15 protein-coding genes are annotated in these 11,196 nt (G+C 67.4%); 9 read left to right on the top strand and 6 right to left on the bottom strand.

Annotation, left to right across the window (positions count from 1 at the left end; translation table 11 throughout):
* The first annotated feature begins 2 nt into the window (after positions 1-2).
* Together WCL10_RS10585 and WCL10_RS10580 are read left to right on the top strand one after the other, a co-directional pair.
* On the top strand, positions 3-407 hold the full coding sequence (locus tag WCL10_RS10585) for an HI0074 family nucleotidyltransferase substrate-binding subunit (protein ID WP_336895606.1): 405 nt from the start codon (positions 3-5) through the stop codon (positions 405-407).
* The gene (locus tag WCL10_RS10580; protein WP_336895605.1) at positions 404-742 is read left to right on the top strand and encodes a nucleotidyltransferase domain-containing protein; all 339 of its coding nucleotides are present in this window, start codon (positions 404-406) and stop codon (positions 740-742) included. Before WCL10_RS10585 ends, WCL10_RS10580 begins: the two co-directional genes overlap by 4 nt.
* On the opposite strand, the gene WCL10_RS10575 is transcribed toward WCL10_RS10580, so the two are convergent.
* From WCL10_RS10575 to WCL10_RS10560, 4 genes are all read right to left on the bottom strand, one after another.
* On the bottom strand, positions 705-2,561 hold the full coding sequence (locus tag WCL10_RS10575; protein ID WP_336895604.1) for a ferrous iron transporter B: 1,857 nt from the start codon (positions 2,559-2,561) through the stop codon (positions 705-707). The two genes, WCL10_RS10580 and WCL10_RS10575, sit on opposite strands and share 38 nt — an antisense overlap.
* Positions 2,558-2,812 (bottom strand): FeoA family protein, encoded by a 255-nt coding sequence (locus WCL10_RS10570; RefSeq protein ID WP_336895603.1) that lies wholly within the window; start codon positions 2,810-2,812, stop codon positions 2,558-2,560. The genes WCL10_RS10575 and WCL10_RS10570 overlap by 4 nt, the downstream gene beginning before the upstream one ends.
* A gap of 72 nt (positions 2,813-2,884) precedes the next feature.
* Entirely contained in the window at positions 2,885-3,565 is a 681-nt protein-coding gene (locus WCL10_RS10565; RefSeq protein WP_336895602.1) for a COQ9 family protein, read from the bottom strand.
* A 14-nt stretch (positions 3,566-3,579) separates the two neighbouring features.
* A complete protein-coding gene (locus tag WCL10_RS10560; RefSeq protein ID WP_336895758.1) occupies positions 3,580-4,194 on the bottom strand; it encodes an ankyrin repeat domain-containing protein in 615 nt (204 codons plus the stop codon).
* A gap of 156 nt (positions 4,195-4,350) precedes the next feature.
* Between WCL10_RS10560 and WCL10_RS10555 the strand changes: the two genes are divergently transcribed.
* The 6 genes from WCL10_RS10555 (at position 4,351) to WCL10_RS10530 (ending at position 8,298) form a co-directional block, all read left to right on the top strand.
* A complete protein-coding gene (locus WCL10_RS10555; protein WP_336895601.1) occupies positions 4,351-4,917 on the top strand; it encodes an SCO family protein in 567 nt (188 codons plus the stop codon).
* 8 nt (positions 4,918-4,925) lie between these two features.
* The gene (locus WCL10_RS10550) at positions 4,926-5,396 is read left to right on the top strand and encodes a YcgN family cysteine cluster protein (RefSeq protein ID WP_336895757.1); all 471 of its coding nucleotides are present in this window, start codon (positions 4,926-4,928) and stop codon (positions 5,394-5,396) included.
* A complete protein-coding gene (locus WCL10_RS10545; protein ID WP_336895600.1) occupies positions 5,393-6,151 on the top strand; it encodes a YgjP-like metallopeptidase domain-containing protein in 759 nt (252 codons plus the stop codon). The genes WCL10_RS10550 and WCL10_RS10545 overlap by 4 nt, the downstream gene beginning before the upstream one ends.
* A 67-nt stretch (positions 6,152-6,218) precedes the next feature.
* Positions 6,219-6,692 (top strand): hypothetical protein, encoded by a 474-nt coding sequence (locus tag WCL10_RS10540; RefSeq protein ID WP_336895599.1) that lies wholly within the window; start codon positions 6,219-6,221, stop codon positions 6,690-6,692.
* Positions 6,693-6,696: 4 nt separating this feature from the next.
* The gene (gene ribD, locus WCL10_RS10535) at positions 6,697-7,662 is read left to right on the top strand and encodes a bifunctional diaminohydroxyphosphoribosylaminopyrimidine deaminase/5-amino-6-(5-phosphoribosylamino)uracil reductase RibD (protein WP_336895598.1); all 966 of its coding nucleotides are present in this window, start codon (positions 6,697-6,699) and stop codon (positions 7,660-7,662) included.
* 12 nt (positions 7,663-7,674) lie between these two features.
* Positions 7,675-8,298 carry a riboflavin synthase gene (locus tag WCL10_RS10530; RefSeq protein ID WP_336895597.1) on the top strand — a complete coding sequence of 208 codons (624 nt, stop codon included), beginning with the start codon at positions 7,675-7,677 and terminating at the stop codon, positions 8,296-8,298.
* Here WCL10_RS10530 and WCL10_RS10525 read toward each other — a convergent pair whose 3' ends face one another.
* Positions 8,299-9,471 (bottom strand): amino acid aminotransferase, encoded by a 1,173-nt coding sequence (locus WCL10_RS10525; protein ID WP_336895596.1) that lies wholly within the window; start codon positions 9,469-9,471, stop codon positions 8,299-8,301.
* On the opposite strand from WCL10_RS10525, the gene WCL10_RS10520 reads away from it, so the two are divergent.
* The gene (locus WCL10_RS10520) at positions 9,470-10,111 is read left to right on the top strand and encodes a hypothetical protein (RefSeq protein ID WP_336895595.1); all 642 of its coding nucleotides are present in this window, start codon (positions 9,470-9,472) and stop codon (positions 10,109-10,111) included. The genes WCL10_RS10525 and WCL10_RS10520 overlap by 2 nt on opposite strands.
* A 22-nt stretch (positions 10,112-10,133) precedes the next feature.
* Here WCL10_RS10520 and WCL10_RS10515 read toward each other — a convergent pair whose 3' ends face one another.
* Positions 10,134-10,928: an EipA family protein gene (locus tag WCL10_RS10515; protein ID WP_336895594.1), complete on the bottom strand. Its 795-nt coding sequence runs from the start codon at positions 10,926-10,928 to the stop codon at positions 10,134-10,136.
* Positions 10,929-11,196: the final 268 nt, after the last annotated feature.

Genomic DNA, 11,196 nt, shown 5'->3' with positions numbered 1-11,196 from the left:
GCATGACGCTTGACCTTTCCTCGCTGCGCAATGCCGTTGCACGCCTTGACGAAGGCCTTGCGCGCTATGAGCGCGATACCAGTGATACGCAGATTCGCGACGGGCTTATCCAGCGCTTTGAATTTACCTACGATCTTTCACACAAGATGCTCCGCCGCGCACTGGCGGAAGCCGCCGCCAATCCGGAAGAGATCGACCGGATGAGCTTCCCCGAAGTCATCCGAACCGCAAGCGAGCAGGGTCTCCTTGTCGGAGACTGGAGCACTTGGCGGATTTACCGCGAGATGCGCAATATAACCTCGCACAGCTATGACGAAGCCAAGGCGCTGCAGGTTGCAGCCGCAATTCCTGCCTTTCTCATCGCGGCGAAGGCTCTGGCTGCGCGGTTGGATGAGCCCGGCTCATGAAACCGGTTGCGCTGAACGACGCGGAAATCGGTGAAGTGCGCGCGATCCTCGCCGCTCATCTCCCCGCAGACACCCGGGTCAGCGTTTTCGGCAGCCGGGCGGGAGGAGCCGTCAAGCCGTGGTCGGATCTGGACCTCGTATTCGAAAGCGAAAAGCCCCTGACGCTGGCAGTGATGGCGGCGCTGCGCGAGGCGTTTGACGAGTCCGCGCTGGCCTGGAAAGTCGATCTGATCGACAGACGGACTGTGAGTGAGGCCTTTGGCGCGCTTATCGACCGTTCCGCAGTCCCGCTGTGCTTCAACCCAGGCCCGCCGCAACCGCCAGCCAGTACGTGATGCCCGCCGCCACATAGGCAAGGCCGAACAGGTAGGCGAGCATAAAGGCGGGCCAAGCCCAGCCATTGGTCTCGCGCCGGGTGACCGCGATGGTCGACATGCACTGCGGCGCGAAGACGAACCAGGCGAGGAAGGCGAGCGCTGTCGCAAGGCTCCAGTGCGACTTGAGCTGGGCGCCGAGCGCGCGGCCTTGCGCGGCATCGTCGCTCTCGCCAACGGCATAAGTCGTCGCGAGCGCGCTGACGGCCACTTCGCGCGCCGCCATCGCCGGGATCAGCGCCAGCGCAATATCGCGGTTGAAGCCGATGGGCTCGATCACCACGGCAAGGCCGTTGGCGATATGGCCCGCGACCGAGGCATTGACCTGATCCTGCGGGTCCGCTGCGCGCGGGAAATTGAGCAGCAGCCACAGCACCACCGTCACCGCAAAGATCATCGTGCCCGCACGGCGCAGGAACACGTAAGCGCGCTGCCAAAGGCCAAGCGCGAGGTCCTTGACCGTGGGCAGCTGGTACTTGGGCATTTCCATGATGAAGCCCGAGGCCTGGCCCTTGGTGACCGTGCGCCGCAGCAGCAACGCCGCGCCCATCGCGCCGAGCACGCCGAAGACATAGAGGCCGAGCAGCACGAGGCCCTGCTGCCCGACACCTGGCAAGACCTGCCGATCAGGGACAAAGGCGGCGATGATGACCGTGTAGACCGGCAGCCGCGCCGAGCAGGTCATCAGGGGGGCGATGAGGATCGTGGTCAGCCGGTCCTTGGGATCGGCGATGCTGCGCGTTGCCATGATGCCCGGCACCGCGCAGGCAAAGCTGGAAAGGAGCGGAATGAAGCTGCGGCCCGAAAGGCCCACCCCCGCCATCGCCCGGTCCATCAGGAAAGCGGCGCGGGCCATGTAGCCGGTCGCTTCCATCGTCAGGATGAAGAAGAACAGGATCAGGATCTGCGGCAGGAACACCACCACCGCGCCGACGCCTGCAATCACCCCGTCGGTGAGGAAATCGCGCAGAAGCGAGACGGGCAGCTCGCTGCGCGCCAGATCGCCTAACCCGGAGAAGGCACCGTCGAGCCCGTCCTGCAAGGGCTTGGCCCAGCTGAACACCGCCTGGAAAACGAGGAACAGCAGCGCCACCAGCACCGGCGGGCCAAGCCAGGGGTGAAGCAGCACCCGATCAAGCTGCGCATGGATGCGGTGCTGCGCGGTTTCCGAAAGGATCGCGCCGCGCGCGATCTGGCGCGCGAGCATGCGCCGCTCAGGCGCGGTGACATGCGGGCGGTGTACAGGCGGCGCCTCTTCTGCCCGGTCACGCAGCGCAGCGACGGCGGCGGTCAGTTCGGCAAGGCCCCGGCGACGCACCGCAACAGTAGGGATCACCGGCACGCCCAGCGCCGATGCAAGCGCGGCGGGATCGAGCACCAGTCCGTCACGCTCGGCCAGATCGACCATGTTGAGCGCGACCACCACCGGCCGGCCGAGCTCGATCAATTCCTGCGCGAAGACAAGGTGCTGCTCGAGGTTCGAGGCATCGAGGACGATCACCAGCACATCGGGGGTCGCCTGCCCGGCCATGCGGCCCATGAGCACGTCGCGCGTCACTTCCTCGTCGGGGCTCGACGGATGCAGGCTGTAGGAACCGGGTAGATCGACCAGTTCGACCGGCTCGCCCGTGGGCAGGAGCATACGGCCCGATTTGCGCTCGACCGTGACGCCGGGATAATTGGCAATCTTCTGGCGCGCGCCGGTCAGCGCGTTGAACAATGCGCTTTTGCCCGCGTTGGGATTGCCGACCAGCGCGGCGACCATGGCCTGCCGGGTCATGCGACGGGGGCCATCTGCGGCTCGACCGTCATGGCGCAGGCATGGACGCGGCGCAGCGCCACGGTCATGCGCCCGATCTCAATGGCTATGGGATCACGCGCGAGGAACACGCCGCGATAGGCGAGGCGGACCTCGGCCCCTTCCTCGATGCCGAGCGCGCACAGACGCTGCCCTTCTTCAGGGACGAGCGTATCCCAGGCGACGGAAACAATCCGCGCGGACGCGCCGGTGGGGAGTTGATCGAGTGTCACCCCGGGAGCGCTGCCACAGCGCCCGAGGCATTGCAAGTCATTCGCAATAACCGCCCCGAGCCGCCCGCAGGCTCAGCGTGCCGGATAGCGCAGGCGGCCGAGCAGCCGGGTCACGCTGAAGGTCTCTTCCTTCGGCTTCACGAAGCGGGCCTTGGCCTTCTCAAAGCACATGATGCCCTCGATCCGGCGGGCGAGGAAAGCACGCGTCTCCGCGCGGTCCTCGCTTTTGTCCTCGGCCAGAACGGCGAGCGTCGCGGCATAGACCGAGCCGAGGATCGCGCGCTTGGTATAGTGGTTGTAATCGGTCGCGGTATCGCCGGCGAGGCGCCACATCGCGTCCGCACTGCGCCAGCCCAGCCGGGTTGCGGCGGGGATGTTCCAGGGCTTGGCCAGCTCGATCAGCGCGCCGCGCAGCGCTTCCTCGTGCCCCGCGATCTGGTCGAGGCGAAATTCCACCAGCGCGGTGATGCGCTCACGCACTTTCATCACGCCCAGCTTTTCGGGCGGCAGCGCTTCAGCCATCGCGCGGTCGATGCTGGCGGTCCAGGCCGTGATCATCGCCATGGCAGCGGATTGCCCGCCCTCGCCCTGGAAGGCAAAGCGCGCTGCGGCGGGATCGATCCCGGCGATCTCGGCGGCCATGTTCACAGCGGCGTCGGTCCAGCCGTCGAACGCGGCAGCTTCGGCGATATGAGGGGCGAGCGCGAGGCGCAGCTCCTCGAGCGAAAGGTCGGCGGTGGTGTCGGTGTGCATGGTCGCGGGCCAGGTCAGAACGAGGGACCGTAGGTCTTCTTGGCGCCCTGCGCGCCGCCCTTGACCGCGCCAGCGATCTCGGAGGCGACCGGGCTGTCCTTACCCTCAAGCATGGCATAGTCACGCGCTGAGCGGCCCGAATTGTCCGGCCGATCCGGGTTGGCCCCGGCTTTCAGCAGCACACGCACCATGGCCAGATCGCGGCGGTGGACGGCGGTGATCAGCGGTGTCTCGCCGGTGTTGTTGGGCTCGTCCACCCGCGCGCCCGAAGTGATGAGGAAATCGACACCCTCGAGGAAGCCGAGATTGGCGGCGAGCACCAGCGGCGTCGTTCCCTTGGCATCGCGCACGTTTACGTTGGCGCCGTGCCCCACAAGGAACTGCATCCAGGTGAGATCGCGCCGTGCGGTCACGATGTGGAGCCCGCTCTCGCCGGTGATCGAATCGCGCGTGTTGACGATCTGGCTGCCCGGCTCGTTGAGCGCGTCGGTTACTTTCTGGCCGTCCTTCTTGCGTACCGCTTCGAGAAACTTGTAGCTTTCAGAGAATTGCGCATGCGCAGGCAATGCCGCGCCAAGCGTGCCCAGCAGCGCCGCCGCGGCAAACGCCGCGCGCAGGCTGCGTGCCATCCCCGTCATGTCCCTCGTCACCTCGGCCTGTCCTTTTCGATGCGGCGCCTATCGCATTTCTCGCGGAGTCGCCCCTTGCAAGCCGCTGGTTAGCAGAGCATGAACCGGCGCGCCATGGACCCCAAAAGACCTATTCGTCCGCGCCTTGCCGCCAGCATGCTCCTGCCTCTGGGTGCCGCGTTGCTGATGCTGGCCGCCTGCGGCAGCGAGCCGCCTCCGCTCGAGGGCGCGGCGATCGGCGGGGATTTCACGCTGGTCGACCAAACCGGCAAGACGGTTCGTGCCGCCGATTTCAAGGGGCGGTACCGCACGCTCTATTTCGGCTACACTTTCTGCCCCGATGTCTGCCCGCTCGACGTGCAGATCCTCATGCAGGGCTATCACGCCTTCGCCAAGGCGCACCCTGATCTCGCGCCCAAGGTCGCTCCGCTGTTCGTCTCGATCGATCCGGCGCGGGACACACCGGCCGTGGTTGGCCAGTTCGCAGCGCACTTCGGCAAGGAACTGACCGGGCTTACCGGCACCGAAGCCGAGATCGCCGCCATCGCCAAGTCCTATGGGGTCTACTACAAGAAGGGCGAGGGCACGGGCCCCAATTCCTACCTCATGGACCACAGCCGCGCCGCCTATCTGATGGGTCCGGACGGCCAGCCGATCGCTTTGCTGCCGATCGACAAGGATGCAGCAGCAGTGGCCGCCGAACTCGCCAAGTGGGTGCACTGAACGCCGCCATGCCCGCCGCCACGCCCCCTAGCGCAGACCGCTTCTGGGACAAGCCGATCGAGGCGCTGTCCCGCGACGAGTGGGAAGCCCTGTGCGACGGCTGCGGCAAGTGCTGCCTGCACAAGCTGGAGGATGAGGACACGGGCGCGGTCCACCACACCAATGTCTCCTGCCGCCTGCTCGATCTTTCGACCGGGCGCTGCGCCGATTACCGCCACCGCAAGGCGCTGGTGCCCGATTGCCTGCGCCTGACACCCAGACTGGTGCGCGAGGTGCCCTGGCTGCCAGCGACTTGCGCCTATCGCCTGCGCGCCGATGGCAAGGCGCTGCCAGCCTGGCACCACCTCGAATGCGGAGACCGCGAGGCGGTGCGCCGCGCCGGGCATTCGGTGATCGGCAAGGCAGTGAGCGAGGTGCTGGCCGGGCCGCTCGAGGATCATATCGTGCCCGACGACTTTGCCAGCGGGATTGGCCGGTGATCTCGCTGCCCCGCCTGCGCAGGCGAGGCGGAGCGGACAGCGCCGAAACGCGCGCGCGCGGCCCGCGCGTGATCGCACTGGGCGACCGGGAATTGCCACTGGTCGTGCGGCGCCTGCGCAACGCACGGCGTATCACGCTGCGCCTTGCGCCGGACGGCAGCGAGGCGCGCGTCTCGATACCCGAATGGGGCCGCACCAGCGACGCGGTGCGCTTTGCCGAGCAGCGCCGCGACTGGTTGGCGGCGCAACTTGCCCGCATCCCGCCGCCGGTGCGGATCGAGCCGGGCTGCACCATTGTCTATCGCGGCGAGATGCTGCAGGTCGCATGGTCCGAGAGCGCGCCGCGCCGGCCTGTCGCAAGCATGGGCACACTCGCGCTGGGCGGCCCGCTGGCAGGGATCGAGGGGCGGCTGCAGCGCTGGCTGGAAGCCGAGGCGCTGCGCCTCGCGCAGGACGATCTGGCGTACTACTGCGCCCGCGCCCGCCTTGCAGTGCCAAAGCTGGCACTGTCCCGCGCGCGGCGGCGCTGGGGCAGTTGCAGCAGCAGCGGGATCATCCGCATCAATTGGCGGCTGGTCATGGCGCCCGATTTCGTCCGCCGCTCGGTGGTCGCGCACGAAGTGGCGCATATGACTCATTTCGATCACAGCCCGGCCTTCCACGCGCATCTGGCCGCGCTCTATCAGGCGCCGATCGAGCCGGCCAACCGCTGGCTCAAGACCGAGGGCCGCACGCTCTATCACCTCTTCGGCTGAGGCCCCTTTGGGCGGGATGCTCCGCGAAGACTGGCGTCCGGCGGCAGCAAGCTCTATCTAGTGCTGCATGAAGGAGTTTTTCAGCAACGTCTCCCCGCTGCGCGCGATAAAGGACCTGTGGCAGATTCTGGGCGCGCCGAGCGAGTTCCGGATGCGCTCGCTGGCGCTGGCGGTGCTTGTCACAGGCGCGATCTTCTCGGTCATGTGGCAGCAGGGCGGCCGTGCCCTGCCGCGCCCGCCCGAAGTGATCTTCTTCGAAAGCTGGCGCGCTGACCGCAGCGATGCCGAGATCATCGCTGGCAATATCGCGGCAACCAAGCGCGCCCGGGCCGAAGCTGCGGCAGAGGAAGCGCACGCCGAGGAGGTGCGCCGGATGTACAAGGCGGTCGGTGCCGCCACCGGGCTCGATACCGAGGCCATGGACCGTCAGGCCAAGGTCGAGCGCGAGGCTGCGGCCCGTGCCGACGAAGCGCGGCGGAAGGCCCTGCTCGACAAGTATCTCGAGAAGCCCACCCCCGCCGCGTCACCGAAAGCTCCCTGACCTCGTGGCATTTGCCGATGCTGACTGGCTCGACGCCGCCGCCGCGCTAGCCGCCCGGGGTGTGCCGCTCAGCCGGCCAAACCCTTCGGTTGGCGCACTGATCGTGCGGGAAGGCCGCGTTGTCGGACGCGGCTGGACCCGCCCCGGCGGCCGCCCCCATGCCGAAACGGAGGCGCTGGCACAGGCCGGCGAGGCCGCGCGCGGCGCCACGGCCTATGTCACGCTGGAACCCTGCGCACACGAAAGCCCGCGCGGGCCAGCCTGCGCGCACCTGCTCCGCGCGGCAGGCCTCGCCCGGGTGGTGATCGGCTGCGAGGACCCCGATCCGCGCACAGCCGGCGGTGGGATTGCGCTGCTACGCGCCGCCGGGATCGCGGTCGAACTGAGAGCGTCGCCCTCCGCCCTGCGCTCGCTAGAGGGCTACCTCACGCGCGCCCGCTTTCGCCGTCCACACACCACGCTCAAGCTCGCCACCTCGCTTGATGGCTGCATCGCCATGGCAGACGGAACCAGCCAGTGGATCACCGGCCCCGAAGCGCGCGCCCACGGACACGCCATGCGGGCGCGCAGTGATGCAATCCTCGTCGGCGGCGAAACACTGCGCACCGATGCCCCCCGGCTCGACGTGCGCCTCCCGGGGCTCGAAGCCCGCAGCCCCGCGCGCTGGGTGCTGACGCGGGGGCAGGCGCCTGAAGGTTGGCAGGCCGTCAGCGACCCGGCCGCGGGGACGTTCGGCGACGCGCAGTACCTCCTCATCGAAGGGGGCGCCGGCGCAGCCGCCGCATTCCTCGCCGCCGACCGGGTAGACCGCCTCTTGCTCTACCGCGCCCCCATCCTGATCGGCGCAGGCCGGCGCGGGATCGGCGACATCGGCCTTGCCCTTCTGGGCGATGCCCACGGCCGCTGGCGCCTCACCGACCGGCGGCGGCTTGGCAGCGACACGCTCGACGTCTACGACCGCATGCGCTGAAGGAGACCCCGCATGTTCACAGGTATCGTCACCGAAGTCGGCCGGATTAGCGCCATTGCTGCCAAGGGCGATACTCGCGTGACGGTGGCGTGTGCGATGGACCCCGCCAAGATCGCCATCGGCGCTTCGATCGCCTGCTCGGGCGTGTGTCTGACAGTCGTCGATCGCGGCGGCACGGCGGGCGAAAGCTGGTTCGCGGTCGACGTTTCGGGCGAGACGATCCGCCGCACCGCTCCGGCGCAGTGGCACGAAGGCGCCTCGCTCAATCTCGAACCCGCGCTCAAGCTGGGCGATGAACTGGGCGGCCATATCGTGACGGGCCATGTCGATGCCGTGGGCCAGGTCGTCTCGGTCGACCGGATCGGCGGCTCGTGGCACGTAGTAGTCTCCGCTCCGGCCGAGCTTGCTCCCTATATCACGGCCAAGGGCTCGATCACCGTCGACGGCGTCTCGCTCACGGTAAACGACCTTGCCGACCAGCCAGACGGCGCCTGCCATTTCATGCTCAACATCATTCCGCACACCGCCGAAGTGACCACGCTGGGCACACTTGCCCCGGGCCGCGAGGTCAATCTCGAGATCGACGTGCTCGCGCGCTACCTCAAGCGCATGCAAAGCTTGGCGGCGGCGGGCTGATCAGCCTGCCACATCCTTCAGCGCGGCGATGAAAGCCTCGATATTGCCAGTGGTCAGCCCCGCGATGTTCACGCGGCCCGATCCGGCCATGTAGACGCCGTGGCGCTCGCGCAGCGCCATGATCTGCTCGCCGGAAAGCGGCAGCATCGAGAACAGACCCTTCTGGCTGCCCAGCGGCGCCATGTTGATCGGCCCGACCTGCTGCGCGGCGGCAAGCCGCTCACGCACTTCGGCCATACGGGCGCGCATGGCGGTGAGTTCGTCGATCCACTGGGCCGTCAGCGCCGCATCGCCGAGGATCAGCCGCACCGCCGCCGCGCCGTGATCAGGCGGCATCGACCAGCTCGCGCGAGCGATCGTGCTGCCGTTGGCCATGGCCTTGGCGAGCGCATCGGCATCGCCGGTCACCGCATAGAACGCGCCGACCCGGTCGCGGTAGAGCCCGAAGTTCTTGTCGCAGCTGTAAGCGACCAGCGCTTCGGGCACTGCCGCCAGCACCTTGCGCAGACCATAGGCATCGGCTTCCATGCCATCGCCCAGCCCCTGGTAGGCAAGATCGATCAGCGGCAGTACGCCCGAGGCGGCCACCATCGGCGCGATCTCGTCCCACTGCGCGGGGGTGTAGTCGACGCCGGTCGGGTTGTGGCAGCAGCCATGCAGCAGCACGACATCGCCGGGCGCCGCCTCTGCCAGCACGGCGCGAAGGCTTTCAAGGTCTGCGGTGCCCTCGGCAGTCATGTGCTTGAAGGTCTTGAGCTCAAGCCCCACTGCCGCAACGATCTGCGCATGATTGGGCCACGAAGGCGTGCCCATCAGGATCCGCTTCGCGCCCGCGCGCGCCGCCACTTCCACTGCAAGCCGCACCGCACCGGTACCGCCGGGCGCCTGCATACCCTCGACACGGGCCCGGTCGAAATCCGCACCGAACACATAAGGGATCAGCGCATGGACAAAGCCCATGTCACCCTCGGGCCCGAGATAGGCCTTGGAATCCTGCGTCTCGAGCAGCACCCGCTCGGCCGCCTTGATCGCGCCGAACACTGGCGTATCGCCATCGCCGGTGCGATAGACGCCGACGCCGAGGTCGATCTTGGTCGGCCGCGGATCGGCGTTGTGGAGCTTGATCAGCGCAAGCAGCGCGTCCGCGGGCTGGGCTTTCAGGGTCTCGAGCATGCGCGCGCCTTTGCCTCGCTTTGCCGCCGGACGCAAGCAATCTGCCGGGAAAACCGCTTTCACCACACTGTCACGCTTGGGGGATAGGCGCACAGATGACATGATAGCCCATGAAAGTGCCTTGATCCCCGGACGGGAATGCGGTGAGTGCACTGTCTGCTGCAGGGTGCCGCCGATTGAAGACCCGGCGCTGACCAAACCGGCTGGGGTGCTCTGCCAGCATTGCATCGGCAATACCTGCAGCATCTACAAGAGCCGCCCGCAGAGCTGCCGCGATTTCTACTGCCAGTGGCGCAACCTCGCCTTGCTTGACGAGAACTGGCGGCCGGACCTCAGCGGCGTGCTGATCAATTCGAGACTGCAGACCGGCGCCGACGGCAAGGAAACGCTGGCAATGGTCCTCATGATCTTCGCCGACCATGCCGTGATCTTCGACGACGGGTTCGCCACGCTTGTCGCAATCTGGACTGACCGCGGGGACGAAGTCATTCTGAACCTGCTCTTCGACAACTGCCGGCGCGGATGGGAGACCGCGCTGCGTCCGTTTGTTGCCGACGGGGTGGCTGCCGGATCGCTGGCCCAAGTCAAGGCGGGGATTCGCAACGCCTATACAAGGATGCAGCGCGGCATTCAGACATAGAGCACCGGGTAAGCCGGCGTGATCAGAACGGTACCCAGTTCTGCTTGCGCCGGAACTTCATGTAGCCCCCGTTGACGCCAAGCCGCAGCCCCGCACCGAAGCGCACCGGAATCACCACGACATCGCCGCGGCGCAAATAGCTCACGTTGAAGCCGCCGACGAAGTAGGCCTGCCCCTCCCCCGCGCCGAACCGCTTGAACAGGTCCTCGCTGTCGTTGAGGTTGTAGACAAGGACGAACGTGTTCGCCGCATTGGCGCCAACGTCGAAGCCCAGCGACGGACCCGTCCAGTAAACCGGGCGCTCGCCCTCGATCTTGTGATGCAGCGTTCCCGAACCATACCGCAGCCCGAGAACGAACGCGCCGCCCGCCTCGCGCCCGGTGATGTAGGCATTGGGCTGACCCTGCTTCTTGAGGATATCCTGGATCATCATCGCGAGGCCCCTGGCACCCTTGCCGAACACACCCTCGGCTGCGCCGATAAGGTCGTCCTCGCGGTAGGTCGTGCCCTCGGCCGCGGTGCGCGCCGGACCTTTGGCGGGCGGCAGCGAGCTCATGCCGGGCGCAGGCGCTTCGCCGCTGCCAGCAGGCGAGGCAAAGGCGGGATCGCCCGCGCCGGTCGTGGCGGCGGGGCGCGCAGGAGCGACAGGGCTGGCAGGCGGTGAGGTGGGCGATCTGGCCGCGCCTGCGGGCCTTGCCGCAAGATCACCGTCGATCGCAGAGTTGGGGTCGATTTGCTGGACCTGCGCGAGGGCGCCTCCGCCCGCTGCCAATCCGCAAACGGCCAGCCCGATCGCAATGTGCTGCCACAGCTTCATTCTCGCGTCCCCATCCTGCGGCCCTTCGGCGGATACCGTGATAGAACCTTGGTCAGCCTATCAGGCCCTCATCTCTTCGCCCGGCACAATGAACCGGCGATGAGCCGAGTCGATTTCGCGCCAAGGCGAATCTTGCAGGCCGCCACAAACTCAACCGAAACCCCCCTTGCCGCCCCCCCACTCCCTCGCTATAGCGCGCCCTCGCCGCTGCGATCCGGAGACGTGGGTGAGTGGCTGAAACCAACGGTTTGCTAAACCGTCGTACTGG

The organism is Novosphingobium sp., assembly GCF_037133355.1.
GTDB lineage: Bacteria > Pseudomonadota > Alphaproteobacteria > Sphingomonadales > Sphingomonadaceae > Novosphingobium.
The sequence above is the reverse complement of the archived record's forward strand: the minus strand, read 5'-3'. Positions and strand labels throughout refer to the sequence as shown.

Excerpts from the sequence above, each read along its gene's own strand:
- WCL10_RS10580 (WP_336895605.1), top strand. The coding sequence starts at position 404 with ATGAAACCGGTTGCGCTGAACGACGCGGAAATCGGTGAAGTGCGCGCG.
- WCL10_RS10550 (WP_336895757.1), top strand. The coding sequence starts at position 4,926 with ATGCCCGCCGCCACGCCCCCTAGCGCAGACCGCTTCTGGGACAAGCCG.
- WCL10_RS10565 (WP_336895602.1), bottom strand. The coding sequence starts at position 3,565 with ATGCACACCGACACCACCGCCGACCTTTCGCTCGAGGAGCTGCGCCTC.
- WCL10_RS10525 (WP_336895596.1), bottom strand. The coding sequence starts at position 9,471 with ATGCTCGAGACCCTGAAAGCCCAGCCCGCGGACGCGCTGCTTGCGCTG.
- WCL10_RS10555 (WP_336895601.1), top strand. The coding sequence starts at position 4,351 with ATGCTCCTGCCTCTGGGTGCCGCGTTGCTGATGCTGGCCGCCTGCGGC.
- WCL10_RS10520 (WP_336895595.1), top strand. The coding sequence starts at position 9,470 with ATGCGCGCGCCTTTGCCTCGCTTTGCCGCCGGACGCAAGCAATCTGCC.
- WCL10_RS10560 (WP_336895758.1), bottom strand. The coding sequence starts at position 4,194 with ATGGCACGCAGCCTGCGCGCGGCGTTTGCCGCGGCGGCGCTGCTGGGC.
- WCL10_RS10540 (WP_336895599.1), top strand. The coding sequence starts at position 6,219 with ATGAAGGAGTTTTTCAGCAACGTCTCCCCGCTGCGCGCGATAAAGGAC.
- WCL10_RS10575 (WP_336895604.1), bottom strand. The coding sequence starts at position 2,561 with ATGACCCGGCAGGCCATGGTCGCCGCGCTGGTCGGCAATCCCAACGCG.
- WCL10_RS10515 (WP_336895594.1), bottom strand. The coding sequence starts at position 10,928 with ATGAAGCTGTGGCAGCACATTGCGATCGGGCTGGCCGTTTGCGGATTG.
- WCL10_RS10530 (WP_336895597.1), top strand. The coding sequence starts at position 7,675 with ATGTTCACAGGTATCGTCACCGAAGTCGGCCGGATTAGCGCCATTGCT.
- WCL10_RS10585 (WP_336895606.1), top strand. The coding sequence starts at position 3 with ATGACGCTTGACCTTTCCTCGCTGCGCAATGCCGTTGCACGCCTTGAC.